This is a genomic window from Pseudomonas sp. GW821-FHT12A04 (assembly GCF_058807755.1).
This window is the reverse complement of the sequence record NZ_JBXAQZ010000016.1, coordinates 88,901-112,787: the sequence shown is the minus strand read 5'-3', so window position 1 is coordinate 112,787 and position 23,887 is coordinate 88,901. Positions and strand designations below refer to the sequence as shown.

The 23,887-nt window shown below is 59.0% G+C and carries 25 protein-coding genes and 1 pseudogene; 5 read left to right on the top strand and 21 right to left on the bottom strand.

Annotation, left to right across the window (positions count from 1 at the left end; all coding sequences use genetic code 11):
• The 11 genes from AC1RS8_RS23905 to AC1RS8_RS23855 all read right to left on the bottom strand — a co-directional run bounded on the left by AC1RS8_RS23905 (position 1) and on the right by AC1RS8_RS23855 (position 8,371).
• Positions 1-420, bottom strand: a complete 420-nt coding sequence (locus AC1RS8_RS23905) for an integrating conjugative element protein (protein WP_493163772.1) — start codon at positions 418-420, stop codon at positions 1-3.
• Positions 417-971 (bottom strand): lysozyme family protein, encoded by a 555-nt coding sequence (locus AC1RS8_RS23900; protein ID WP_493163770.1) that lies wholly within the window; start codon positions 969-971, stop codon positions 417-419. The genes AC1RS8_RS23905 and AC1RS8_RS23900 overlap by 4 nt, the downstream gene beginning before the upstream one ends.
• Positions 953-1,672 (bottom strand): TIGR03759 family integrating conjugative element protein, encoded by a 720-nt coding sequence (locus AC1RS8_RS23895; protein ID WP_493163768.1) that lies wholly within the window; start codon positions 1,670-1,672, stop codon positions 953-955. The genes AC1RS8_RS23900 and AC1RS8_RS23895 overlap by 19 nt, the downstream gene beginning before the upstream one ends.
• A 10-nt stretch (positions 1,673-1,682) precedes the next feature.
• The gene (locus tag AC1RS8_RS23890) at positions 1,683-2,351 is read right to left on the bottom strand and encodes a hypothetical protein (RefSeq protein ID WP_493163766.1); all 669 of its coding nucleotides are present in this window, start codon (positions 2,349-2,351) and stop codon (positions 1,683-1,685) included.
• Entirely contained in the window at positions 2,348-2,857 is a 510-nt protein-coding gene (pilL2, locus tag AC1RS8_RS23885) for a PFGI-1 class ICE element type IV pilus protein PilL2 (RefSeq protein ID WP_150752595.1), read from the bottom strand. The genes AC1RS8_RS23890 and pilL2 overlap by 4 nt, the downstream gene beginning before the upstream one ends.
• Positions 2,858-3,335: 478 nt before the next feature.
• The gene (locus tag AC1RS8_RS23880) at positions 3,336-3,497 is read right to left on the bottom strand and encodes a hypothetical protein (protein ID WP_493163763.1); all 162 of its coding nucleotides are present in this window, start codon (positions 3,495-3,497) and stop codon (positions 3,336-3,338) included.
• A gap of 270 nt (positions 3,498-3,767) precedes the next feature.
• Positions 3,768-4,262, bottom strand: a complete 495-nt coding sequence (locus tag AC1RS8_RS23875; RefSeq protein ID WP_493163761.1) for a JAB domain-containing protein — start codon at positions 4,260-4,262, stop codon at positions 3,768-3,770.
• Between the two features lie 66 nt (positions 4,263-4,328).
• Positions 4,329-4,586, bottom strand: coding sequence for a hypothetical protein (locus AC1RS8_RS23870; RefSeq protein WP_493163759.1), 258 nt, complete (start codon positions 4,584-4,586; stop codon positions 4,329-4,331).
• A 65-nt stretch (positions 4,587-4,651) separates the two neighbouring features.
• Positions 4,652-5,179, bottom strand: coding sequence for an STY4534 family ICE replication protein (locus AC1RS8_RS23865; protein WP_493163757.1), 528 nt, complete (start codon positions 5,177-5,179; stop codon positions 4,652-4,654).
• A 755-nt stretch (positions 5,180-5,934) separates the two neighbouring features.
• Entirely contained in the window at positions 5,935-7,911 is a 1,977-nt protein-coding gene (locus AC1RS8_RS23860; RefSeq protein WP_493163755.1) for a DNA topoisomerase III, read from the bottom strand.
• Between the two features lie 109 nt (positions 7,912-8,020).
• Positions 8,021-8,371 (bottom strand): helix-turn-helix domain-containing protein, encoded by a 351-nt coding sequence (locus AC1RS8_RS23855; RefSeq protein ID WP_493163753.1) that lies wholly within the window; start codon positions 8,369-8,371, stop codon positions 8,021-8,023.
• 141 nt (positions 8,372-8,512) lie between these two features.
• Here AC1RS8_RS23855 and AC1RS8_RS23850 point away from each other — a divergent pair, with 141 nt between their 5' ends.
• Complete coding sequence (locus tag AC1RS8_RS23850) at positions 8,513-8,740, top strand: hypothetical protein (RefSeq protein ID WP_493163751.1); 228 nt, start codon at positions 8,513-8,515, stop codon at positions 8,738-8,740.
• A 92-nt stretch (positions 8,741-8,832) separates the two neighbouring features.
• On the opposite strand, the gene AC1RS8_RS23845 is transcribed toward AC1RS8_RS23850, so the two are convergent.
• From AC1RS8_RS23845 to AC1RS8_RS23800, 10 genes and pseudogenes are all read right to left on the bottom strand, one after another.
• Positions 8,833-9,261 carry a single-stranded DNA-binding protein gene (locus AC1RS8_RS23845; RefSeq protein ID WP_069557627.1) on the bottom strand — a complete coding sequence of 143 codons (429 nt, stop codon included), beginning with the start codon at positions 9,259-9,261 and terminating at the stop codon, positions 8,833-8,835.
• A gap of 5 nt (positions 9,262-9,266) precedes the next feature.
• Positions 9,267-9,767 carry a DUF3158 family protein gene (locus AC1RS8_RS23840; RefSeq protein ID WP_248687276.1) on the bottom strand — a complete coding sequence of 167 codons (501 nt, stop codon included), beginning with the start codon at positions 9,765-9,767 and terminating at the stop codon, positions 9,267-9,269.
• Positions 9,764-10,519 carry a PFL_4669 family integrating conjugative element protein gene (locus AC1RS8_RS23835; protein WP_493163749.1) on the bottom strand — a complete coding sequence of 252 codons (756 nt, stop codon included), beginning with the start codon at positions 10,517-10,519 and terminating at the stop codon, positions 9,764-9,766. The genes AC1RS8_RS23840 and AC1RS8_RS23835 overlap by 4 nt, the downstream gene beginning before the upstream one ends.
• Before the next feature lie 150 nt (positions 10,520-10,669).
• Complete coding sequence (locus tag AC1RS8_RS23830; protein WP_493163747.1) at positions 10,670-11,875, bottom strand: STY4528 family pathogenicity island replication protein; 1,206 nt, start codon at positions 11,873-11,875, stop codon at positions 10,670-10,672.
• Positions 11,869-12,420: a DUF2857 domain-containing protein gene (locus tag AC1RS8_RS23825; RefSeq protein WP_248687273.1), complete on the bottom strand. Its 552-nt coding sequence runs from the start codon at positions 12,418-12,420 to the stop codon at positions 11,869-11,871. Before AC1RS8_RS23825 ends, AC1RS8_RS23830 begins: the two co-directional genes overlap by 7 nt.
• 16 nt (positions 12,421-12,436) lie before the next feature.
• Complete coding sequence (locus tag AC1RS8_RS23820; protein ID WP_493163744.1) at positions 12,437-13,975, bottom strand: ParB family protein; 1,539 nt, start codon at positions 13,973-13,975, stop codon at positions 12,437-12,439.
• A 12-nt stretch (positions 13,976-13,987) separates the two neighbouring features.
• The gene (locus AC1RS8_RS23815; RefSeq protein ID WP_493163742.1) at positions 13,988-14,869 is read right to left on the bottom strand and encodes a ParA family protein; all 882 of its coding nucleotides are present in this window, start codon (positions 14,867-14,869) and stop codon (positions 13,988-13,990) included.
• A gap of 4 nt (positions 14,870-14,873) precedes the next feature.
• Positions 14,874-15,089: an AlpA family transcriptional regulator gene (locus AC1RS8_RS23810; protein WP_248687270.1), complete on the bottom strand. Its 216-nt coding sequence runs from the start codon at positions 15,087-15,089 to the stop codon at positions 14,874-14,876.
• Between the two features lie 113 nt (positions 15,090-15,202).
• On the bottom strand, positions 15,203-15,940 hold the full coding sequence (locus AC1RS8_RS23805; RefSeq protein WP_493163740.1) for a hypothetical protein: 738 nt from the start codon (positions 15,938-15,940) through the stop codon (positions 15,203-15,205).
• An 897-nt stretch (positions 15,941-16,837) separates the two neighbouring features.
• Positions 16,838-17,607 (bottom strand): annotated as a pseudogene (locus AC1RS8_RS23800) (transposase); the annotation flags it as partial.
• Between the two features lie 119 nt (positions 17,608-17,726).
• Between AC1RS8_RS23800 and AC1RS8_RS23795 the strand changes: the two are divergent.
• The 4 genes from AC1RS8_RS23795 to AC1RS8_RS23780 all read left to right on the top strand — a co-directional run bounded on the left by AC1RS8_RS23795 (position 17,727) and on the right by AC1RS8_RS23780 (position 23,852).
• Positions 17,727-18,707 (top strand): LysR substrate-binding domain-containing protein, encoded by a 981-nt coding sequence (locus AC1RS8_RS23795; RefSeq protein WP_201783881.1) that lies wholly within the window; start codon positions 17,727-17,729, stop codon positions 18,705-18,707.
• Between the two features lie 681 nt (positions 18,708-19,388).
• Complete coding sequence (locus AC1RS8_RS23790) at positions 19,389-20,765, top strand: aspartate aminotransferase family protein (protein ID WP_458372956.1); 1,377 nt, start codon at positions 19,389-19,391, stop codon at positions 20,763-20,765.
• Between the two features lie 492 nt (positions 20,766-21,257).
• Positions 21,258-22,085 carry a helix-turn-helix domain-containing protein gene (locus AC1RS8_RS23785; protein WP_056723403.1) on the top strand — a complete coding sequence of 276 codons (828 nt, stop codon included), beginning with the start codon at positions 21,258-21,260 and terminating at the stop codon, positions 22,083-22,085.
• A 222-nt stretch (positions 22,086-22,307) separates the two neighbouring features.
• Positions 22,308-23,852 (top strand): ABC transporter substrate-binding protein, encoded by a 1,545-nt coding sequence (locus AC1RS8_RS23780; RefSeq protein ID WP_458372708.1) that lies wholly within the window; start codon positions 22,308-22,310, stop codon positions 23,850-23,852.
• Positions 23,853-23,887 lie beyond the last annotated feature (35 nt).

The window sequence follows — 23,887 nt, the reverse complement described above, 5'->3', positions numbered from 1 at the left end:
TCACTGTTCCAAGCCGGTGGGCGTGATGAGCACTGGGTAGTGTTCCAGCTCCAGCCGCTCGGCGATGTCGTCGCCACTCACCGGCCAGATGTTCAGTCCAGGGGCTGCTGCCTGGATGCGGCGCAACGTCTGGGCGTCGGCGACCTCGACAGCTAGCCCGCTGGCGCCCAGGTCCTGCAGGGCCTGCGCATGCTGCGACAACCAGGCCAGGGAGGCTGGATCCTGCCCGACCAGGAACAGCGGCGTTATGCCTGGCAGGTCCAACTTTCTAGGCGGCACTGCTCCCAGCGTGAGGCGCGCGCTGTGCACCGGCAGCATCCAATTCAGCGCGCGTGGATCGAGGGGCTTGGTGGGAGACGCGATCACGGTTAGCGACAGCCACGTACAGATGGCCAGTGCCACCAAGCGCGAGAAGCTCATGGCTGTGACCCTCCGCGAAGGAACGCGATCGCTTGGATGCGCTGCCAGTGCCGACTGAACTGTGTGCGGTAGCGCGCCGCGGGCGCGCCGCCGGCTGGACGGTGATAGCGACCAGCAGCCACGACCCAGTCACCCACATCGGCATAGTACGCACGCAGCAGCTCGGCGGTGACGGCCAAGTTTGCCCGTGGATCGAGTGCATTGCAGGCGCTGGGGTAGCGGTCCGGGTGGTAGCCCAGGTTGGTCTGTCCCAGACCGACATCGATGCGCTTGGGGTCATGACGTGTGAGTTCTAGCCTGAGCGCAGCACAGGCCTCATCGCGACTGGCAAAACGCTGCGGTGTGCCCGCGACATTTAAGGTCCAAGGCCAGGGCATGAGACGACCGTGTAGCGGGGTGCCGCTCTCCTGCAGGGCGATGGCGAACAGCACCGAGGCGGGGATGCCGGCCCGCGCGGCGGCCAACTGGTACGCGGGCGGAGGTAGAGCGTCCGCCTGGACCACGGTCGCGCCGGTCAAGGCCAGCGCGAGGATCAGTCGATGCGCTGCCATTTTCCATCCACCTGCTGAAAGCGCACCGGCAACGGTCGGGTGGCGCCTAGGGCGAACCATCGGCCGCGGTCGTGGTTTAGGGTGACCTGGCCGCTGCTAACCTGGGCTGGAGTAATGCCTGCGTCATGCGCCCAGTTTCGGAGATTCGCGTCGTCACCCTGGCTGCCCACCAGGTACACGTCCAGGCGGGCACCGGCACGGAGCCACTGCTGGGTATTGCTCGCGCAGGCCGGGCAGCGTTCTTCCACGAACAGGGCATAGCGGGTGTTGCTTGCCATAGCGGACTCATCGGCCAGACCCTGTACCGGCAGTATTCCGGGGAACAGTCGTGCCCAGGCGGCGGTGTAGGCTTTCTGGTAAGCCAGCTCGCGTTCTGCGCGTTTGGCTTCGAGGCGAACCTGCAGTTCGGCGTAGCGTTGCCGCTCCTGCTCAGAGTCGGCCTCCACGCCCAGGGTGGTGAGAGGGTCGAGCTGCGGCGACCAGTAGTGGCGGGGCCCGGCCTGCAGTTGCTCGAACTTGGTCCATTCGTCATCCGTTAGCCCCCAAACTTTGGCCTGCTTCGCGACCGAAGGCTGCCGATCCAGCGGCGCCTGCTCGCTGTACTGCTGGTCTGAGCCGAGCATGTTCGGTGCACTCCATCTTGGCTCTGCCAGCAGGCAGGTGGGGAGCAGGATCAGCGAGAGGACGGAGAGTCGAAGCATAAGCACCTCTTCACGGCAGGGGCAGTGTGCGATCGCCATGGCCGGGGACGTGGAACACGACCTCGTCCTCGCGGATCGTGCGCAGCTGCCAACCGTTCAGGCTGTCGCCGGGCTGCAGCAGGTGCACGGTCGACAGCGAGTGGGCACCGGTGGGCAGGGTAGCAACGAACCTCACCACGCCTCGGGTCTCGATACCCAGCAGCGTCAACGGAGGCGCCGGGGCTTTGGCCTTGGCTTTCTGGCCCACGGGCGCCGCCGGTCGTGTGTCGGCCGCTGGCACGGAGGCTCGTGCCGACAGGGTCTCAAGCGCAATTTCTGTCCTGCCAAGCCTCTGTTCCAGTGCACTGAAGTCGGCGCTGCTTGCCCCACTCGGTGCCGCTTGAACGGCCTTAAGCGACGCGGCCATCTCATCCAACTGCTGGCTGAGCGTCGTCTGCGCCGAAGCGTGCTGACCTTGCGCGTCTCCCAGCGCCGCCACCTGCGGTTGCAGTGTCGCGAGGGTATTGCCGAGCGCATCGACGTCGCGCCGCAACGCGGGAGCCGGGTCGGCAGGGGCACTGCGGGCTGCGGCCTGGAGTTCGGCCAATTGCTGGTGTTGGTTGTACGTTTCGCCAGCAAGCACGGCGGCGCCCAGGCACAGGCCGCCGATCAACAGAGCCTGAAAGCGGTGGACTTTCATGGCGCGATCTCCGATGTCGAGAGTGGCGGTTGGGGCTGTGGCGAGCGAAGGGTATAGCAGACGGTCCGGTCGACCGGGTCGATGTTGATCCTCCAGGCCGGTCCGCCGATGATGGTCAAGGCGTCCAGCAGCGAAATCGGTCCGAGTTGGTGGTGCACGGCGGGCAGGGGGCGGCTGAACAACCGATCCACCGCTGCGCTGTCGGGGCAGAGTGAGTAGCCCGACCGTTGCAGCACGTGTCGCAGTGCCTCACCGACATTCGCGTGCAGAGCAGGAGCGATCTGCACGTTGATGAGCTGATACAACGGTTGGCGCTGCTCCAGGGTCGGCTGTGTATTAGCCAGGGTGTATCGGTCCTGGCGGACCCATAAAGGTAGCGTGGGTTTCTGCTTCTGCAGTGAGGCCGGCGATATTGATGGCGCTGCTGGGGCGGGCGCCGGTGGCGACGTGTTGCAGCCGGCCAACGCGATCATCAGTCCGAGGGTGGAGAGTGTGGGGGTATGCATGTCCGGGTCTCGACAGAAGTTGACGATACCTTGGTGAAAGTGCGAGCCGCGCTCCTACCGAAAAACCGAATCTGGCCTTCCGGATTACCGTGAAGCACTCATGAAAAAGGCGCCCTGTGGGGCGCCTTGGGTCAGTCTTCAGTGAATACGGGCAACTCCGGGAGTGGCGCTGCGTCGGGGTCAAAGATCAGCAAGCGGGTGTCGGCGTGACCTGCCAGCAGCAACAGCTGTACAACACGGGCGGGACATCGTCATCGCGCATGCGGGTGCTGACTTCGCTGGCGCTGCAGCCGCAGTGCCCTTCGGCCTCCATGCTCCAGGGGGTCGAGTACAGCTTGCACCCCACGGCATGGCTGCTGCTGAGTTCGAAGCACTCGAAGAAGCCTGTCGGTGAAGGGTGCCAAGCTCGCTCTTGCAGGTACTCGAATTCCGTCGTTGGCAGGTGGGCAGAGCTGATCTCCCAACTGCGGCTGTAGTGTCACGTGGAAAAGGACAACAATTCGATCAGGGTCCGTGCTGCCTCTTCGCTGGGGAGGTCACCAAGATGCATCGGGCATCCAAGGTGATGGCCGATGGTCTGGTAGATCACGCTACTCCCCAGGCCGGCGTCCGGGCAGCGCATGCGGAAAAATCTGGGCACGCTTCGGCCGTCGGTGATGACCGCGCAGTTGTCATCAAACAGGCAGGGTTGGAAATTGATGGCCTCATTGGGCAGTTGGATTTGCGCCCGGTGCAGAGGGCGGTAGCAGGGTGGACAATTGTCGGCCTAGCTGATTTGGACGACGCGTTCGTAGCTCAGGTCGCGGAAACCGCGAAGGAAGGGATTGCGAAAGGATGGGGGCATGATGGTTCTCCAGAGGCGCAGAGGCCACCCCGAACTGGCGGTGACCTCCTGGGCAGGGATGGGCTGTCAGATCCAGTCATTTTCGGCGAGCGAAAGCGGGGTGCCTTCGCCGATGATGGTGTGGTCCAGGACGCGCACCTCAACCAGGGCCAAGGCCTCGGTCAGGCGTCCTGTGAGCACCCGGTCGGCGGAGCTCGGTTCCGGGCAACCGGAAGGGTGGTTATGACTGAAGATCACGGCGGCGGCGTTGTGCTCCAGCGCCTTGATCACGACCTCGCGTGGATAGACGGAGGCGCCGTCGATGCTGCCGGTGAACAGTTCGTCAAAGCTCAGCACGCGATGGCGTGAGTCCAGGCAAAGCAGCGCGAACACCTCGTGTTGGTAAGGGGCGAGCCGCAGTTTCAGGTAGGCTGCAGCGTCGGAGGGGGTCAACAGCAGTTCGCCGCGCTGGAAGTAACGTTGATCCAGCAACTGCAGGGCTTCGGTGATCAGTGCATCCTCATGGGCGCGTTGGGCCAATGCCGGGTCGAGCGCGTCGACCAGGTTCAGGGCAGTGTTCATGGGCAATTTCTCGTGGGAGATGGAGCGCCCCCTGGGGGACTGCCCCAGGCTGGTGAAGTGCATGATTCACAGACGCGTGAAGCGATGACGCGCACCGTGTAGCGGGCTTTGGCATCCCTCGCACGCTCGGGTGGAAAAGGACTCGATGCCGGCGCCGGTCTGCGGATCGAAATCGGCGCTCAGTGGCATCAGGGCCTGCAGTTCGGTGCGCAGGTGCACGATACGTTGCTCGATTTCAGCCTCGCTGTAGTACAGCGAAAGAGCGCTGAAATCGTCATACGCGACCGCTTGCAGGCATTCCTCGCAGAGCCAGAAACTTTCCATGACGGCCTCCGACGTGGGTGGATAACAGGCGCGTGGGAGCGCCTGTTGGTGGCGGTCAATGTGCCTCAGGCAGGCTGACCTGCTGCGGTGGAATTGCGCGCGGGGGCAGAGGCGGGTTGGTGCTGTTCGACGACGGTGTCGGCTTGGTCCGATTCCGCTGCAGCGTCGATAGCGGCAGGGGAGTCGGTGCGAGCAGGTGCTCGGTAGCTGAACTGGCCATCGACCTTGATCCACTCGATGAAGATCAGCCGGCCTTTGAGGCTGGCACCGGGTTGGCCTTTACGCTCGCCTTTTTCGTAAAGAAAGGGGTCAACCCAAAGGTCGCCAATGCGAAACGCGATCAGGACCTTACGTTCAGCACGCACGTCTTCCAGGTGTTCACGGATCAGCCGTTCGGCTTCACCGCTGGCGACCTTGCAGTCGAAGCGGGTGTACTCGACGTCGTCCGAGGCCCCGTGCAAGGCGGCAATGTCACAGGCCATGAACGGTTGCCCGCGACGTACAGGGACTTCGCGAACGCGGTTCAAGTAACCAATGCCTTGGGTGTGCAGGTTGAAGTAAGTGGTGGGAGCATTATTGCTTGCAGTCGTCATGGTGGAACTCCTGTTCAGCAGAAGCGCGGATATCCACCGGCCCTGGCGGCTGGTGAGTTCCGCAAGGGGGAGGTGCAAAGAAAGCGTGGTCGGTAGAAGGGCGCTCATCACCGACAGGTGATCGTGCGAGCTGCCGAGCGCTGATCGCACTGAGGGAGAACCACCCGAAGCGGGCGTAGCCTTGAAGGTTCCGGCTACCTGAACGCTGTCAGCGACAGCGGTGTGCAGTTCATCTATAAAACGGCGCCAACCGCCCGTCAACAGTGGATTGGGGGCGGCTTGGGCGGGCGGAAGTGGGTGGCACTCAGTGGATTCTGGGTGACGAAAAAATAGCCCGACGGTCATCAGGCTAGGAAGAGCTAGACCACCCTTGACCCGGTAACGTGACACCGGAGTCCATCGCAAAACCTCCGCTGTCGATCCACCTGGATCAACCGACCCTTGTCGTGGCCTGGGCCGAAATCAACTGGCGCGCATCCGCGCACAAAAGGTGCCCAGTGTTTCGCCGGCGGGCACCGGTGCTGAGCATCGTCGCCGAAGCGGATGACCCCTGAGACCTGACACAAGCCGCACGGGTCATCCACCTTGGGGACCTGAAACGCTGGGGAGAAATCTGAAGAAAAAGTGAAATGTGGCTCCGAACTCTTCGAGTCTGACCGAGCTGCCCGGAGCGAATCGGTCTGGGTACGCCAAGCGGCGACGGACCTGATCACTACACCAGTGCTGCCGTACGCCGTCAAGTCACACATGCCCGCTCAGAAGGCGCCTGGCTGCTTGGTGCACTTGGGTTTGGCGACCGGCTTGGTGCCCTTGCACTCCGGATAGCGGGTGCACGACCAGAAGCTGCCGGTGCGGCCTTTGCGTTGGCGCATGGCGCTGCGGCACACGGGACAGCGCGGGCCTTTGGTAGCTGGTGGCTGCAAGGTGAGCGAGGCGTGGCCACGCACCAGCCGGGTCAGCCATTCCGCCTGCCTGGCGAGAAAGGTTTCGACGCTCAGCTGTCCCGTCTCAATACGATCAAGCGCCTGCTCCCAGAGTGCGGTCAGCGCCGGATCGGCGACCTCCGCTGGCACGGCCTCGATCAAGGTGTGTGCCGCCGCCGAGGCGACCAGGCTGCGTTTTTTCTTGGTCAGGTACCCGTGATCGATCAGGCCCTGGATGATCGCCGCTCGGGTGGCCTCGGTCCCGAGGCCGCAGCTGTCCTTGAGTTTCTGTTTGAGTCGTGAGTCCTCCACCTGGTTGGCGATGGTTTTCATGGCTTTGACCAGTGTGCCTTCCGTGTAGGGCTTGGGGGGCTGCGTGCGCTGCGCGTTGATCGTGGTGTCGGTCAATGCCACCGCTGCCGATTCGCGCAGTGTGGGCAAGCGTTGGGTTTGCTCTACAGGTTCGTTGCCATCGGCCTCGTCGATCACCGCCTTCCAGCCGCGTGCCAGGATTTGCTTGCCGCGCGCCAGCAACTGATCTTCGTAACTGTGCAACACCACCTGGGTTTTCAGGTACTCATGGTCGGGCAGAAATTGTGCGAGGTAACGGGCGCGAATCAGCGTGTAAACCGCTCGCTCGCGCTCAGAGAGCTGGGTCAGGTCTAGCGTCACAGCAGTGGGGATGATGCCGTGGTGGGCGGTGATCTTGCTGCTGTTCCAGGCCCGCGAGCGTCGGCTGGGGTCAGCCTCCTTCAGCCATTGTCCGAGTGACGGTGCGGCCGCCGCCAGGGCGTGGAGTACGCGCGGCACCTCATCCAGCATGCTTTCCGGCAGGTAGCCGCAGTCGGTGCGTGGGTAGGTCGTTGCCTTGTGGGTTTCATACAGGGCTTGGGCCACCACCAAGGTTTCCTGGGCACCGAGGCCAAGCTTGGCCGAGCAGATCTCCTGCAGCGTGCCCAGATCGAACGACAGCGGAGGGCCTTCACGCACGCGCTCGACCTCGATACGGCGGATCTGGGCAGTCTCCTGCTGGCACAAGCGTAGCGCCGCGCTCTGTGCGACCGCTTCGTCAATGCAGTGACCGGCTTCGTCACAGGCTGCAGTCGGTGGTTGCCAGCGCGCCTGAAAGAGAGTGCCGCCGGCCTCCAGCTGCGCATCGACGGTCCAGAACGGCTGAGGCTCAAAGCCCGCTATCGCCCGATCTCTCTGGACTACCAGGCGCAGCGTCGGCGTTTGCACACGCCCCACCGGCAGCAGGCCGTCGAAGCCGGCGCGGCGCCCGAGCAGGGTGAAGAGCCGGCTGAGGTTAATACCCACCAGCCAGTCCGCGCGTGAGCGTGCCAAGGCGCAGTGGTACAGCGGCAAGGTCTGTTCACCCGGGCGCAGCGTGCCCAATGCACGGCGAATTGAGGCATCGTCGAGGGCGGAGAGCCACAGGCGCAGAGTCGGTCCTTGGTACTGACAGCGCTCAAGGATTTCCCGGGCGATCATCTCGCCTTCACGGTCGGCGTCCGTGGCGATGATCACCTCGGAGCAGGAACGCAGCAGTTGCTGGATGACCTTCAGCTGGCTAGCGACTTTGGGTTTGACCACCAACTGCCAGTGGCCAGGGATGATCGGCAGGTCCTCCAGCGACCAACGTTTGTAATTACCATAAGCCTCCGGTGGTGCTGTCTCCAGCAGATGGCCCACGCACCAGGTGACGGTGACCCCCTGGCCTTGGAAACAGCCGTCGTGACGCCGGGTGGCCTGCAGCACGCGGGCGATATCGCGGGCTTGAGATGGTTTTTCGCAAATAAACAGCCGCATACGTCGGCCCTCTCGGTGAGGTACCGATAGGGTGGCGGTGTGGCATGGGAGAGCCAGCGAAAACCTGAATGCGCCGAGGTCATATCGGCGGTTCAATGGAGGTTAAAGGTTACTTCCTTTGCGCGAGGTGAGTGGCCAGCGTTTGCAGAAACTCCAAGGCAAATTTTTTATCTGCTTCACCAAGCTCCTTGATCAGCGATGCAATCCTCTGGCCCTGGCCCTGGTCCTGGGGGCGAGGACTGATGGCTAGCAGCAGCTCATCGGCGGGACAGCCGTACATATCGGCCAATTGCAGCAGCTTGTTGACGGTCAGTTCGACCACGCCACGTTCAAAGCGCGAGACGGCCTCGGCGCCGATGTCCAGACGCTCACCAACTTGCTCTTGGGTCAAACCACGTGCGCGGCGATATTTCGCCAACTCGCGACCGATGTGTTGTGGGCTAGGCTCTTTGACTGGCAACGGGGGCGCTCTCCAATTCGACCCATATGGTTGACCAGCAACCCAAATATATGAACGCCTCAGAAGGTTGACTAGCAACCCTATGAGGCGTATCACCTAAATTAAGTGTGATAACCCGCCCGTCAAAACGGAGCTTACGACTTGGACGGATCTAACGAGCGTGAGGCAGATGCGTTAGCGATCAAGGCCTATGAGTTGTTCATGGCGACCCACCTGGAACCAGGCAATTTGAGGGCGCGCGCGAGGTTGATCGCATGGGTTCAGGAGAGCCAGGCGCACTGGCGGGCATTCCTTGCGCTGGACCAGTACTTGGCTGAGGTGGCGCAGTTGCTGGATGCTGATGAACGGGGAGAGGCCCGGCGGCATTAAACCACCTGGAGTATCCAGCGTTGCGCGCCGAACGGGCAGCGAGCCCTCAGGGGTATCTCGCTGCAGGCCGTATTCCTCTGAGGACCACTCGGTTAACCGGTCTTGCGTGGAGTCTTCTTGCTAGCCCCCTTGCGTCCGGAGCCGCTGCTCTCATTGGCCTTTTCGCGCATGGACACCGAGGCCAGACGGTGGGGCAGGATGCCAATGCGTCGGGCCTCTACCTTGAACGTCACCCGCGCATTGTCCTCGCTGTCCTCCCATTCATCCTTGACCGTCCGGCCCTCGACCAGGATACGCATGCCTTTCTGGTACAGGGTGCTCCAGTGCTCGGCGTCCCGGTGCCAGAGCTCGACGGGGGCCCAGTAGCCGCCGCGATCCTCGTAGCCGCCCTCGCGCGGTACCGGATTGTCGAAATAGACATTCAGCCGCAACAGGCGTCGCGGTTCATCCGGGGGGTTGTTGAACTCCTGGAACTCCGGGGCGCTGCCGATGTTGCCTTCACCAACAAAGAACGTGCTCATGCTTGCTACTCCTCGGTGGGGGAACGGGATAGATCGAAGATGGTCTCGGCGGCGTGCAGCTTGCTGACGCCGGTTTCGGCCTGGCGATACAGCGACTGCAGGCTACTCATCTGCAGGTTCAGGGTGACGCGGTTGACCTCCAACTGGTACAGCGCCTCCCGCAGCGAAGGCGCCAGATGCGGAAGTGCCATCGCCTGCTGCCACACCTGTACCCCCATGCGCAGGAAGTCCGGGCTGCGCCAGCGCAGGAAATCGGTTCCGGAGGCGCTGTGTTGGACGACCAATCGCAGGTCCAGGAGCGAGAAGGGTGGCTGCGCCATGATGGTCAGCATCACCCCCATCAATCCGGCGACCCGGGTGCGCAGGCGCAGGATCGTCTCGGCGAATTGCTGCAGTTCCCCCTTACCCTTAAAAGGTTTTAAAAGGCCTTTTAGGGAGGCACCTTGTTCGAACTCGCGATAGGCATCCGCTGACAAACGCCGGACGATCGCTTCGGCCAAGGTCATGCTTTACCCCCTTCGGATGCAATCTCCTGCGCGGGCTGAGCCTCTGTCTCTGCCTGATCTGGCTCATCGCGAATCGGGGCCGTGGAACCGCGTGCAATGGGTGGGGCAAATTGGGAGCGGCGGCTGCCCTCGAGAATGTTTCGCGGTGGGGTGCCGAACTTGTCGATCGCCTCGCGGGCACGGGCGTTATTGGCGGCCATGTCATCCCGGCTGACCCCGGCCAGGCGGTAACGCTGCGCCAAACCGAACAGGCTGCGCAGCAGATGGGCGCCACGATCGATCCAGACCTCCATGTCGCTGCGGCCGATCAAGGCGGTGTGATGGGCGAGCAGCACACGGCGTACCAAGGTGTCGTAGTCGGTCAGCAGGTAGACCGCGAGAAAGCCGAGTTGGCTGCCGATGAACAGCGGCAGAGTGACGGGATGGATGTTGAGGTTGTCGCCGACATCGACTTGAGTGGGCAGGTCGCGTTCCACCTGGCTAATCTGGCTGGTCAATGTGAGCATTTCGGCCTTGGCCTGCAGCAGTTTGTCTTCCAGCTGGAGCATGAACCAGTCGGCGAATGGGTCGTCCTGGCTGCTCGCGTGCTTGAGCAGGTTGGTGACGCTGATGTAGCCGGCCATGCCCATGATAGGGTGCACACCTTCGCGGGCCATGCGGCCTTGCCACAGCCGCGCGGCATGATGGGTGTGCAGAGTGAGGGTGATGCTGCTGCGCAGAGAACCCAGGTTGAGCTGATAGTGATCGACCATCGCCAGTACCTCGCCGTCGGAATGACGCAGACAATGGGCTGTTCAGTGAGGCGCGGCGCGGATCAACGCGAAGGTGGTCAGCTCGTATTTACAGGCAGTGGATTTCCCTGGATTTGATGGCACCGGCATTGATTCCGCTAGCGTCCAGTATTAAGACATTGCGCCTATGCCGCGACAGCGTTGCTTCAGTTCCTCCAGGCACGCCAAGGCGAGTGGAGAGGCCGTGCGTTCGCCGCTGCGTCGTGGGCGCTCGCAGGGTGGTTCCGCTTTCGGGGCGCGGTGGGGCGTGTTCACTAGCATAGTCGTCTCGGCACGAGCCGCCCACAAAGTAAATTCGCCTTGGCATGCGCGCTTGATCAAGCCCATCAGGTAGGCAACCGGTTTGCGGATCTCGCCGCGGGCGCACCGCACCGCCGCTTCATTGATCACTGCTTGTTGCTGTTCAGGTTCGAGCTGGCGCATCGCCTGGGAGGCCATGCGACGTTCGGTTGGGCTTAGTGGTAGGTCTTCCGGCCATCGGACTTGGCCGAACTCCACCTGCGCCAGTACCGTACTTTTTTTGCTTTGGTCTTTCTGTACTGTACGGCCGGCGTCGGCATTCCGAACCACAGCCGAAATCGGTGCGTTTTCGCAGGGTTCGGAATCCGTGGACGATGCGTCTTCGGTCCGAACCTGGTGGCTTTGTCCAACTTCGGCATTGTCCGCCCCCTCGCGGGTTAGAGGCAGGCATTGTTGCTGAGCTGGTAAAGCAGCAGCGGCGAGTTTTTCTTTATCGACCGTCGCCACTTGTGGATCTGCGTGAATTTCCTCAATCACATGCTGCGCCACATCACGCACGCCCTTGGTGGCGTGGCTGAGGTTCTGCTGGAGCAACGCTGCGTAGCCGGCGTCGAGCTCAAGCTGTTCGGCGGGCGTCAACGGGTCGCCGTGCAGCACATAGACGCAACCGCGCAGGCAGCCCTGGGCATCGCGGGATCGATCGACCAGGCTGAGCCAGCGGGTGGTACGGAGTACGTTAAGCGCCCGAGCGATGGTCTCGCGCGACGCCTGCATGCCGCAGGGGCTGGTGGCGAGGTAGGGCTGCAGGTCCTGGTAGCGGGGCGTTTTTACCTGACGTTCAGTGATCAGCCAGCGCAACACCTGCCAGGTGTTGCGTTCCAGCGGCGTTAGCCGGCGATCAAGCAGCAACGCTTGGGGCAACGGATCATTGTCGCCAAAGTAAATGGTCCGTAGCGGTGCCTCCTTAGCGGAGGCAGCCATTTGCGCCTGTGCCGCCTGCCACTCCATACGACGCCGCAGCGCGTCGTAGCACTGGCGCACCACATCCTGCCAGTCGACCTGATAGAAGTTCAGCATGGCGTACCTCCGTACAGTTCGATCTGTTGCCAGATCAGGGTCAGGCTGATGTGTTGTTCCTCCGCCAGCATCATCATCGCGTCCAACGGATCGTTATCCGGATCGTTTTTCCGCAGTTGGCTCCAGCGGTTCCACACGGCATGCTCTTGCGCTTCGCTAAGCTGAATCGGCCGACCGCGGTGAGTCTCGATTTTAAGCACGCGACGACGCAGCGCAGTTTCCGAATGGTCCAGGCCAAAGCAGCGGTACATGATGCTGGAGCTCGCCCCCAACTTGAGCGCCCGATTGATCAACCGCTCGTTTTGTTCATCCCGTTCGGCCTGAGCGATGAGGCGTCGGAGCACAGCCGTGTCGACTTTGACCTCCACCCAGGCGATGGACGAGTGCGCCAGGTGGGATAAGGTGGTCGGTGGTAGCGACTGCAGGACCTCGATGTCTTCATCGGCCAGCCCCAAGGCTTTGCACCGCTGTAGACGCCCATGGCGCAGCTCGTGCAGCACCTGATTCAACATGGCATGGTTCAACAAATTAAAGGTGGTGGTCATGAGGCAGTTCCTCACGTTAGCGAGTGGACGACAGCGTCAGATCGATCAACCGCCGGGCGTGGCGGATCAGCGAGAATAGATGCTCCAGCTGATCATCGGGGAGCCGCTCCAGGCCAACCGTCAGGGAGGGGCGTTCGGCAAATGGCAGGTCATAGGCACCGATCAGCAGCTGACCAAAAAGCGCGGCCGGCAACTGCTGACGTTGTTCCCAGGCCACGTCATCTTGTAAACGCAGCAGGGCCGAGAGCAAAAGCTGAATGCCGGTATATCGTGGGCTGAGCAGTTCGCCGTATTCCAGTGACAGCGTGAAGCCCAGGCCGTCAGCTTGCGGCCTGACCATTGCACTGGCGTCGGCATATTTGGCTAGATCGGTCGCCAGCGTGGCGCAGGTTTCGCGCAAGCCGTTGATGTCATTCTGTGACGTAACGCGTGGTGAAACCGGGCTCACCGGTGACTGAACGTCATCGATGCCATGCTGCTGCTTCACAGCCGGCTGTTTGTCACTCAGCGCCTGGCGAATGTGGGAGAGGCGGGGCTCTTGCGCCGTCGAAGGGGCGTCGCCACTTCGCCGTTGGTCGGGCTTAGACAATTCGCTAAATGTTTCTGAGGCGTCCACGATTTCTGATGACGGACGTGGAGGATCGTTTTCCAAGCGTTGAGGCACAGGCTGAGCATTGTTTGCTGCGTCAGGCGACACACGCTGCTCTTGGTGCATTTCAAGGGCCAGCAGGCGGGGCGTCTGGTTCAGGATCATGGCCATTTTGGCGATCAGTTCGTCCTGCAGCTCACTCCAATCCAGCTCGGGTTTTTCACCTTCGAATGTCGACAACACCTCTAACCACAGCATCGCGAATTGTTGGGCATCACCGAAATACTGGTTCCAGGTCGACTCCGCTCGGCGCCGCAGCGTGATCAGCCGCTCGATGACGGGTTTGCCGAGACCTGCATAAAGGACCTGCGGAATGGCAGGTAGCAGATGCTCGAGCGCATCGAACATACGGCTGATATGCGATTGCGAGACAGGGTATCCACCTTGGCTCAAGCGCGCGGAGAGCTCGCGTTGGCTCAGGGGGGCACTAGGCTCCTGAAACATGTCCTTGAGTTTCGCTACCGCGAGGGCCCTCTCGATGAACGTGAGCTGACCGTGCAAATCGCTTTCGGCCAAGTGCCCAAGCAAGGCATGTGACTCGGATTGCCAGGGACGGAACAGGCAGTGGATACGAAAGAAATGCTCTTCGCGGGTTTCCTGCCAGAGTTCACCGAGGATGCTCAAACGGGTGTTGCCGCCGTTGCGGATGATGAAGTGCTGCTCATTCGGCCGACGGGTGATGGAGGGTGGTTGGTCCAAACCGCGTTCGCGGATCGAGGCTTTGAGCTCGTCATACAGCGGATTGCGAATGACCCGCGGATTGAGCTCGTAGGGACGCAGTTGCTCGAGGCTGACGACCATCGGTGTGTCGCCGACGGGAGCGGCCGTGACCTCACGGTCCGACTTCTGCGGGAAATGGGCCTGCTGCAGTTGACGTGTGATTTCTTCGGAGGTCGGCGGCTTCATTACATCCTCCGATCAGTCGCGACGAATAATGCGACGGTCGGCCGCTGACGTTTGACTAGGCACGTTTCCACCTGTCGGGGCGCTCAGCTGATCGATCCACTCCGGAAACAACTCCAGAGCCAGCGCGCGCATGACCTCAGCGGCGCAAGGGCTATGGCTACCGGGGGGTGGTGTAAAATCGACGCGGTGCACGGGCAACCCCAGTGAGGCCGCATTGAGGTAAGCCACTCGATCAGGAATTACTGTCGCGCAGAGGCTGACATGAGGATCGGCCTTAAACAAATCTTGGAGGCTCTCCATGATCAAGCGGGTATCGCGGCGATTGGTGTTGACCTGATTGAGCAACAGCTTCACCGACGGCAACGCGACACCTAGGTAGCGGTACGGCTCCAGCTCCTCAAAAAGCCCGAGCGTACCGCGGCGCAGCTCGCGCGCTGCCAGCATTTCTGGCGGGACTGGGCACAGGGCGCAATCGGAAGCGAGGAAAGCCATCTCCACCACCACGCTGCGCGCGCCTTGGGTATCGACGATGAGCACATCGTAACGATCCTGAAAGTCTGGCAGCAGATTGCGCAGTCGCAGGCGACCATCGGCCGCATGCAACAGCAAGGTGCTGATATGCCCGGCGCGGTCGTTGGACACGATCAAGTCAAGGTGTTGAATCGCGGTGGCGCTGATCACCTGCTCGGGAGCCGTGAGCCGCTGCGAGATGAGTTCGTAACTGCCGGCCTCACGAGTTTCGCGTAAAGCATAGTAGCTGGACAGCGTCGGTTGGCTGTCCAGGTCCAGCAGCAGCACCCGCAATCCTGAGTCGGCGAGCAATCCACCAATATTGGCGGCGACGGTGGTCTTGCCGGCGCCACCCTTGGTCGAGATCAACGAAAGAACTTTCATGCCGCTAGACCCCTGTCGACAAGCGATCCTGTACCCATTGCTCAATCTCCAGTGAGTCCCAACCGACGGCACGCGTGCCGATGCGGTGGCATTTCGGGAACAGTCCGGCTTTCATCAAGTTGTAGATGTGTGAGCGTTTAAATCCGGTTTTTTGTTCGACCTCTTCACGACGCATGATGTGGCGTTCGGCAAACAGCGGGACAGGGCTGATAGGTTGCATGGTGTCACTCCATAGCGCCATGTGGCGCGTGGTGGGATGTGACAGTCAGTGAAGCCCGGCAGAGAAGAGAAATCATTGCCAGGCAATGGCACCCATTGCCTGGCAATTCGGTTTTAGGCCTGTAGGGCTTTGGCCAAATTACGGCGAGCTTCGGCAAATTTCCGATCAAGGGTGCGTTTGCTCAGTCCAGGGACACCAGGGAATTGTGTAGTAATGGCCTCGACAACCGCAGCCTGGTTTTTATAGATCGACTGCAGGCGGCCGCTTTTGGACTTGCCCAGCGCGACCTCCAGCAGTGCGCCGATGATTGTGTAGTGCACGAAAGCGGATGCCTCGGAGGGGACCTCAAATGTGCCAAGCTGTGCTGATAGCTTGTGATGGTTGAGGGCGTGAGCCTTCGCCTCATCGACAATTGCCGAGTGCTCCTGACGTAGTTTTTCAATCTCGCGGGCGCCGGCGTCTCGCTCCGCTTGCAGGGCCAGATGTGCGGTCACGCTGACGCATTCGGAATGGTCGATATTCTGGGAAAACAGGAACGCTGGCTTTTCTTCCGGGCAGTTGCGCGCAAACCAAACCCGCAGATCAGAATGGCGGATGGACCAATAGACACGTTCAACCTGATCGATAGAGGTAATGGGTCGTCCAAGGTAGGTCGCTGATAACTCGCCACAGACGATGGCGTCGTAGATGCGTTCGGCGTAGGCATGGAGAAAGGGCCATTGCGGAAAATGCTTGAGCAGACTACCGGGGTGAGAAAGATCTACCTGCAGAATTTCGCCTTGATGGTCGGCGAGGTTGCACCAGAGGATCGCGGCATCGATAGGGTGATAGGAGCTTCTGATCGAGACCATGGTAAAAGCCTCCTGCTAAATTCGTCCTAGAATCGCTGGCGCGGGCAATCCTTCTAGGCCTCTCCGAGCGAGCCAGATTCCAAACCTCAATTGGATCCAATTATGGAGACAGCTCTACATGGAGATAGTTCGCTGCACGAGACGCGGTTGCAACAGGTTTTGACGTAGTGCAGGGGGCAGCGCCGATCATTGAACAGGCAGTTGACTTACGCGCATTGTAAACTCCGGCTTGAGCGCCTCGATCACATTGAGCATCTTGGTGTTGGCACTGATGCGATTTTGACCCTGCCTTTACTGGGTCAGATCTCTGTGAGCGGCAACAGGCTTGAAACGGTTGTGTCCGGTGAAGGCGTATGAGGATTGGCTGACGTTCAGTCAATTACAGGCGAGGCCGGTTTGCCGTTTGTTTGGAGGCCCTGTCGATGACGGGAACCTATGACTCGTAGAGCCAAATTTTTGACAAATAGTATGTAGCACCCAATTGCCTGCGGATTCTAAGGATCAATCACCGCACGCCAAAACAACCAATTTCAGTTTTTGGTCCGGTGCTGTTTCGGTGCAGCGAACCATTGTAAATTGCGCAAAGGCTATCGCTCGTAACAGCTCGGTGAGTATCGCACGGACGCAAACTCAACGCCTTTAGGTCTGGTTACGGCATCCTCCGTCGTTCACCCACTTATATCCGGCCGTCAGCCGAGCCCTCCAAATAGAGCAATGGCAAAGGGCTGCGTTCGGCTGATTCTGTTGAAAAAAGTCGGATTTTCATCTCGCCTGAACTCAAGCACGACCACCACCGGAGAACCTACTCACCACATTGAGTGGTTTCTCGGCACTTCGTTGACCTTTGTTGCTTTGTTATTGGGATAATTTGAGGTTTTTGGCTTAGTGCAGGCGCATCTATCCTGTGACTGGTGGCCCGTGAGATGTCAATTTTGCCGGCCGTCGTAGGCTCTGCACCGTAGCGCCAGCGTGAACTCATCGGTCGCGCCACTCATGCCACGTAGTTTCAGGCGATCCAGTATCAGTATGCGCTAGAGGGTGGACAAACATCATTTCGAACCTCTTACGTTCGTGGCGAGAACGCACGTATTACGCCCTCGCTGCGATGCGCCGATCCACATCACGAGCGGCTTCATGGAAGCTGCGAGCTTGGGAAACAACACTTGGCTTTCATCGGACAAGCTACGCAGTCGGTCTGCCAGGATCGGAAGATGATGGTGTTGGCTTTGGTGAGGTGCAAACGCTCGTTCTTGGAGGCTCGCCATTCGCTGCGTAATAAGTTGCCGGCATGGCAGCGGTATTCCTCGGCCTCTTCATTCCAGTGAAAATCGTAACTCGAAAAGCTATCGTTCTTGCGATCAGTTTTGTCCCACACTGGCACATTCGGCTCGATGTCTTTTTCCTCCACCACCCAAGCCAGCATCTGCGCAGTACCGTAAGCGATGTCGCCAATGAGGCGTTCCGGCTTGATGTCGAACTGCGCTTCGACCCGATCGATCATCTTCTTGGTGCTCTCGACTTATGGTTCGATCAGCCGGTGTGGGTTCCACATCCACGATGACGCCGTGCTCGGTATCGATCGGATAGTTCGTGGAATAGGCGTAGAACGCCGAGCGACCTGAAGCTGCGGTTCAGCGGGCTTGAGGATCCGTCAGCGATAGGCGCTTTGTCATAGACCTCTGTGCGTCTCTTCGGGAACGAGCCCCGGATTTCATTTCGCGCAGGAGGGGTTTTCGGCATTATGACGTTTAAACTTGTGGAAACACTAACTTTCAAGGAGGCACGCTTGCGCAAAACCAAATCGCCAGAAGAGGAGCTAGAAAGTGGCGCCAAGCGCGGACGTCTACCGCCGCTTTCGATGGTCCGCGCCTTTGAGGCAGTGAGCCGGCTCGGCTCGATGCGTAAGGCTGCGGATGATCTCAATGTCGGCCATACGGTCGTTTCCCGCCATGTGCGAAATCTTGAATCCTGGCTTGGCACGCGACTTGTGGATGCTGGACCACGAGGCATTCGGCTGACTACGGAAGGCAGGCTTTTTGCCGAGACTGTGGGAATGGCTTTCGACATGATCGCCAAGTCGACGGCGGAATTGCGTCCGGCGGTAAGCCGCTCGGTTTTACGAATCTGGTGTGTCCCTGGTCTCGCGACGCGCTGGCTGGCGCCGCGTTTTAACCAACTCCAACTTGCGCTGCCCGGTATTGATTTCGTTATGCGCGCGACCGATCTAGAGCCCGATTTCGCGCATTACGACGCCGATGTCGATATCCGTTATTTGGATGAGCCGAAGGGGAATGTGCGCTGGATTTTGCTGGAAAGGCCGCGGATTTTCCCGGTCGCTAGCCCGGACTGGATTAGCAAGAACGCACCCATCCGCTCTCTTGACGATCTTGTGAGTCAGCCGTTGATACATGAGGAAAGCCGCGATCAATGGCGACAATGGTTCCATCAGGCTGGATATGGGCATGAAGTAGTGTTGAACGGGCCGCGGCTCTGGTCAGCCAATCTTACGGTCGACGCGGCCCTAACAGGGCAGGGAATCGCACTCGCGACACGCCTAATTGCCGCCGATGATCTGCGCACCGGGCGACTGGTCGAGTTGCTTGGTACCGATGTTCGGCTCGGAGGCTATTATTTAGTTGGACCGCGTGAGCGTTGGAATGAAGTGACATTGGCGCGTTTCCGCGCTTGGATGCAGCAGTCTATCGCGGAGACGACGGGTGGCCAGTCAGCTGGTGTGATAAGTCAACACGATTGCGCTGAAGAATAATTTAGCCGTCAGGTAAAAGTTCGGTTTGATGCTTGAGTAGATCCAGGTCGAATAGCCTCAAACTGATCTTCCGCTCAACACATGCGCGCATGTTCCTCCTGCCATTGACGCTGGCTCGTCAAAGTTTCCTCCATTCACACAAGTATCTCCCAGTTGTTGTCGCAACCGCGCTCATTCACCAACATGCTATGCACGCGCCCATCACAAACTACCCCGTTACGAATGACTGGCGAATGACCTTCGACAATCGACTTGGGGGGGGCGCTGTCCGCTAGTTTCGCTGTTAGTGGCAAAGACTTACCGTTTATGGCGATTTGCTCTGGATAACGATCCGTTCGGAATGTACGAAGCTCATGGGGAGGAATGCCTCCGTACTAGCTATGGAGTGGTGACATGAAGTCACCACTGAGGAAGTAATAAAGTGCCTGTCTGAGCAGGAGAAACTGTATCAAACTCAGCTCTCAAATGAGTGGGTGCGGGCTGAATATCAAAAACAGCGAAGGAGAAAGCACGTTAGAGCACAGCGATTCTCATGCCATAACCGCGATATAACCAAGTGCCGCAAGCTAGTCTGGAACGACTATGTTCCGGACTAATTTCCCAGCCAAAACTTAAATCCAGACCCCGCCAAGTTGCTATTAAGGTGAGCGGGGGTCGTCACTTTCTTTCTTGGAGACACCGATGTCCAATGCCACTGACACACTATACGCGAGGGATATAGCCCATCACCTTCATAGCTATACCGATGCGCGGATGCACGAAGGTGTCGGTCCATTGGCAATTGAGCGCGGGGATGGGGTTTTCGTCTATGACACCGAGGGGCGTCGCTATATCGAAGCCATGTCGGGCCTGTGGAGTGCGGCACTTGGCTTCAGCGAGGTGCGACTGGTCGAGGCAGCCATGACGCAGATGCGTAAGCTACCTTTCTACCACACCTTTACTCACAAAACGCATCAGCCTGCCGTGGATCTCGCGGAGAAGCTCATCTCGCTGGCGCCGGTGCCGATGAGCAAGGTTTTCTTTACCAACTCCGGTTCTGAGGCCAACGACACGGTGGTGAAAATGGTTCGTTACTACAATAACGCCCGTGGCCTGCCGCTGAAGAAAAAGGTGATATCCCGCATTGGAGCCTACCATGGCGTGACTATCGCTGCGGCGAGCCTAACTGGCTTGCCGAATAATCATCGTGCTTTCGACCTGCCGATGATGGACATAGCGCATGCAATGTGCCCGCATCACTATCGTTTCGGCGAACCCGGCGAGTCGGAGGAGGTATTTTCGGATCGTCTTGCAAAAGGGCTCGAAACTCTCATCCAACGCGAAGGGCCCGATACAGTTGCTGCGTTCATCGGCGAACCTTTGATGGCGGCCGGTGGGGTTATTGTTCCTCCGCGCGGCTATTGGCAAAAGATCCAGGCGGTTTGCCGCAAGTACGACATTTTGTTGGTAGCAGACGAGGTCGTCTGTGGATTTGGCCGCACTGGCAACATGTTTGGCTCGACTACGTTCGGCATCGAGCCAGACATTATGGTGCTGTCTAAACAGTTGACCTCGTCATATCAACCGCTTGCAGCAGTGTTGATCAACGAACGGATTTATCAGGAGATCGCGGGGCAAAGTTCGACCATCGGGACCTTTGGACACGGCTTCACCGCGAGCGGGCACCCAGTGGCTGCGGCAGTGGCGCTGGAGAACATCAAGTTGATTGAAGAGCGGCACCTGGTAGAACACGCGGCCGAAATGGGCGCGCGACTGCGAGCTGGCCTTTCGCAATATGCTGACCACCCGTTAATTGGGGAAATCCGAGGTGTCGGCTTCATTGCCGCCGTTGAGCTGGTCGCAGATAAATCGGAGAAAACCCGGTTCGAGCCGCTTCGCCGAGTCGGTAGTTATTTCAATGCTCGCTGCCAAGAGCACGGCATGATTGTCCGCAACATTGGCGACAGCATTGCGTTCTGCCCACCCCTGGTCACTACAGCGGAAGAAGTCGACCTTATCATCAACTGTTTCAGCAAGGCGTTGGAGGATACGCAGCGGTGGCTGGCGCAGGGGCATTGAGTACGGGTACGGCTCGACTTTGATAGGTTTGGCGTCGTATCGCGGACTCTCCTGTGAGAGCAGGTAGCGGGGCTGCTAAATGGCTTACAGGCAAGCCCGTTGTAGTATTCACGGAAATGCCACGACATATATATGTTAGAGCCCTGATTATTCGGGGCTTTTTCGTTGGTGCCTGCCCCGGCCTCGCCGCCGGTGGTGTTAATGAAGACCACAGCGGTGACACCTTGGGTAACAATAGGCGCGAATTACAAATATGCAGCCGATGTGAATTCTGCCGATGGGTCAGGAATCGCTGGATAAGCTTCTGTATTTGTTGAATATTTCCTCACCTAGTCGCTATGGTCGGGCTCAATGCTCGCGTCGATCACGGGTTGGCAATACCGAGCTTCTGCGCCACTTTGAGGCACTGTCTTGCACGGAGCTTTTGAAGCCGTGACCCCAAGCGACGATTAGTTCAGCATGTTGTCAATTCTGGCGTTAGGAATACTCTTTATGGTCAGTTCCAGTTCATCCCAGTCGATGCAAGACTTCAGTCAAAACTTGCGCCTTCTCTGCGGATATTATAAGTCGGTGGCTAAGGTGTGCCGCTCCCTTGATATCAACCGCCAGCAGTTCAACAAATACTTGGGGGCGCAAGCGACTCCCTCGTCCTTTACCCTGCGCAAGATCTGCACTTTTTTTGGGGTGGATGAGGAGGAAATATTCTCCGAGCATGAATCCTTCCGCGCTCTGCTCAACAGGCAACGCACGGCGCGAGAGCCGGACAGTGCGGTACCAGCCGATTTTTTCCCGAGCTCCGCGCAGGAGTTGTCGAAGTACCAGGGTTACTACTTTGTCTATTTGATGTCGCCTGCCGCGCCGGGGGAGGTGATCAAGTCGATTACCCGCTTGACCCGCTCCGGCGAAAAGATCCTGAGTAAAACCTACGAGCGGATGAGGCTGGGCGATGACCAACTGAATAGTTTCGGCATCAATAAATATCGTGGGTTCTGCTTTGCCTCATCGGATCTGATTTACATCGTCGAGCGCGAGTACCTCTCGTCCCGGGGCTATATCTGGTCAGCGCTTTATCCCTCGTACCGCAGTCGTTTCCGTTTTCTCAACGGCTTGGTACTCGGCGTGTCGGGTGACAATTTCCGCCGTCCTTTTGGTGCCCATATTGTATTTGAGCACCTAGGCGAATCGATCGACCTGCGTAACGCTCTCACCAGTTGCAGCTGTTTTCCGATTGATGCCCCTGAGATTCCCGACGAGGTGAGGTCGCGGCTGCTGGTACATCCATCAGAAGGTGAGTTCAACCTCGTCCCTCCGCTGTTTTAATCTTTTTTTAAACTTGACGCTAGGTGACGCTTTGGGGCGTCACTTGGCGTTTTTTTCTTCGTGCTCGCGAAATTGAGCTGGCCGTGCGGCAGATCGATAATGCCATACACCACTCAAATGTCAGTTTCGTTAACGGCCAATCACATTATTCATTCCGGTTGAATGAGTGCCTGTTTCTACAAGTGATCCGCTGCGCCCGCCATAAAAATAAGAGGAACACCTATGAAATTCAAAAGAACATTGATGGCGGGGTTGATGGCGCTGTCCATTACTGCGCCATTGACCAGTGGTTTGGTGTATGCGGCAAACAATACCTTGGTTGTCGCTGATCGAGCCTCTTTCAAGGATTGGGATCCAGCCTCCGCCTTTTCGGAGGAAGTGCGGGTACTGGGCAATATCTACGAGACACTAGTGGTGTATAACGCGCCAGGCAGTGCTGAGGAGTTTTCCCCCGGGCTTGCCACGTCCTGGGAAAGCAGCGACAACGGCAAAACCTGGACCTTCAAGCTGCGGCACGGCGTTAAATTTCATGACGGTTCGGCCTTTAATGCCGCAGCGGTCAAAAAGTCCATTGATTACGTCAAGGAGCTGAAGCAGGGCGCTGCATTTGTATGGAACGGTCTGGACGCCGTCGAGGCCCTCGCTGACGATACGGTAGTGCTCAAGTTTAAGAGTCCTACTCCGGCCAATCTGATCGCGGCAGGTCAGTATGCCGCTTACATAATTGCCCCGGCGGCGGTAGAGAAAGGTCATGACTGGATGATGGCCCCCAACGCCATCGGTACCGGTCCCTACAAACTTGGGCAGGTCGAACAGGGCCAGCAAGTGGTGCTTGAGCGATTCGATGGCTACTGGGGAGGTTGGAAAGAAGGGCAATTTGATCGGGTCATCGTGAAGGTCGTGTCCGAAGCTGCCACTCGTACCCAGATGATCAAAAATGGCGAGGCCGGTGTCGCTTGGGATATCCCTCTTGATCAGCTCAAGGTGTTGGGAGAGAACCCCTCCATCAAGGTGAGCACCGCGCCTTCGTGGAAGAACTTTCAATTTTTGATCAATACCCAGAAGTACCCTACGAACAACCTGGCATTTCGTCAGGCGCTGCAGTACCTCTGGGACTATGAAAGTGTCACCAAAGATATTTTGCATGGCTACGGCAGCGTTCCCAAGGGGCCTTTGCCCACCAGTATCTGGGGGCATGCCAGCGTGCCTATGGCCTCTTACGATCTGGATAAAGCCCGACAATTGTTGGAAGCCTCCGGTGTACCTAAGCAGGACTGGAAGGTCTCGATGCAGTACATCAGTGGCATCTATGCAAACGCTGCTGAACTATTCCAGGCCACGGCTTCTCAGGTTGGCGTTGAGGTGGAGTTACTCCCCGGCGAGTGGGGTGTGATCTGGGATAAGGCAAAGAAGCTGGATACCGCTCCCAACATGCAGTCTATGGCTTGGTGGCCGACGTATCCGACACCCAGCGATTGGCTTTTCAGTGAGTTCCATACAGAAAAAACCACGCTATTCAATCTGTCTCACTACAGCAACCCAAACTTTGATCAGTTGATCGAAGAGGCGTCGGCGTTAGAGGGCAGTGATCGGGCCAAGTCCACTGAAAAGTACGTGCAGGCCCAGCAGATACTGGCCAAGGACGCTCCTGCGATCTGGTACGCCGACGTGCAGCAGATACGTGTCTCCCGCAAAGACATCAAGGGTATGGAAAAGAGCCTGAATCCTGCTTATGAGGCGATTCTCTACTACAACCTGAATCGCTGAATGCTGAGTCGTCTTTGATGAAGTGGTACGTGTAA

What these genes read in the sequence shown, in the direction of transcription:
- AC1RS8_RS23895 (WP_493163768.1), bottom strand. Translation starts at nt 1,672, where the DNA reads ATGCTTCGACTCTCCGTCCTCTCGCTGATCCTGCTCCCCACCTGCCTG.
- AC1RS8_RS23875 (WP_493163761.1), bottom strand. Translation starts at nt 4,262, where the DNA reads ATGAACACTGCCCTGAACCTGGTCGACGCGCTCGACCCGGCATTGGCC.
- AC1RS8_RS23830 (WP_493163747.1), bottom strand. Translation starts at nt 11,875, where the DNA reads ATGCTGAACTTCTATCAGGTCGACTGGCAGGATGTGGTGCGCCAGTGC.
- AC1RS8_RS23785 (WP_056723403.1), top strand. Translation starts at nt 21,258, where the DNA reads ATGGTCAGTTCCAGTTCATCCCAGTCGATGCAAGACTTCAGTCAAAAC.
- AC1RS8_RS23870 (WP_493163759.1), bottom strand. Translation starts at nt 4,586, where the DNA reads ATGGAAAGTTTCTGGCTCTGCGAGGAATGCCTGCAAGCGGTCGCGTAT.
- AC1RS8_RS23835 (WP_493163749.1), bottom strand. Translation starts at nt 10,519, where the DNA reads ATGGTCGATCACTATCAGCTCAACCTGGGTTCTCTGCGCAGCAGCATC.
- AC1RS8_RS23815 (WP_493163742.1), bottom strand. Translation starts at nt 14,869, where the DNA reads ATGAAAGTTCTTTCGTTGATCTCGACCAAGGGTGGCGCCGGCAAGACC.
- AC1RS8_RS23900 (WP_493163770.1), bottom strand. Translation starts at nt 971, where the DNA reads ATGGCAGCGCATCGACTGATCCTCGCGCTGGCCTTGACCGGCGCGACC.
- AC1RS8_RS23865 (WP_493163757.1), bottom strand. Translation starts at nt 5,179, where the DNA reads ATGACGACTGCAAGCAATAATGCTCCCACCACTTACTTCAACCTGCAC.
- AC1RS8_RS23905 (WP_493163772.1), bottom strand. Translation starts at nt 420, where the DNA reads ATGAGCTTCTCGCGCTTGGTGGCACTGGCCATCTGTACGTGGCTGTCG.
- AC1RS8_RS23820 (WP_493163744.1), bottom strand. Translation starts at nt 13,975, where the DNA reads ATGAAGCCGCCGACCTCCGAAGAAATCACACGTCAACTGCAGCAGGCC.
- AC1RS8_RS23790 (WP_458372956.1), top strand. Translation starts at nt 19,389, where the DNA reads ATGTCCAATGCCACTGACACACTATACGCGAGGGATATAGCCCATCAC.
- AC1RS8_RS23845 (WP_069557627.1), bottom strand. Translation starts at nt 9,261, where the DNA reads ATGAGCACGTTCTTTGTTGGTGAAGGCAACATCGGCAGCGCCCCGGAG.
- AC1RS8_RS23890 (WP_493163766.1), bottom strand. Translation starts at nt 2,351, where the DNA reads ATGAAAGTCCACCGCTTTCAGGCTCTGTTGATCGGCGGCCTGTGCCTG.
- AC1RS8_RS23840 (WP_248687276.1), bottom strand. Translation starts at nt 9,767, where the DNA reads ATGACCTTGGCCGAAGCGATCGTCCGGCGTTTGTCAGCGGATGCCTAT.
- AC1RS8_RS23780 (WP_458372708.1), top strand. Translation starts at nt 22,308, where the DNA reads ATGAAATTCAAAAGAACATTGATGGCGGGGTTGATGGCGCTGTCCATT.
- AC1RS8_RS23860 (WP_493163755.1), bottom strand. Translation starts at nt 7,911, where the DNA reads ATGCGGCTGTTTATTTGCGAAAAACCATCTCAAGCCCGCGATATCGCC.
- pilL2 (WP_150752595.1), bottom strand. Translation starts at nt 2,857, where the DNA reads ATGCATACCCCCACACTCTCCACCCTCGGACTGATGATCGCGTTGGCC.
- AC1RS8_RS23805 (WP_493163740.1), bottom strand. Translation starts at nt 15,940, where the DNA reads ATGGTCTCGATCAGAAGCTCCTATCACCCTATCGATGCCGCGATCCTC.
- AC1RS8_RS23810 (WP_248687270.1), bottom strand. Translation starts at nt 15,089, where the DNA reads ATGCAACCTATCAGCCCTGTCCCGCTGTTTGCCGAACGCCACATCATG.
- AC1RS8_RS23825 (WP_248687273.1), bottom strand. Translation starts at nt 12,420, where the DNA reads ATGACCACCACCTTTAATTTGTTGAACCATGCCATGTTGAATCAGGTG.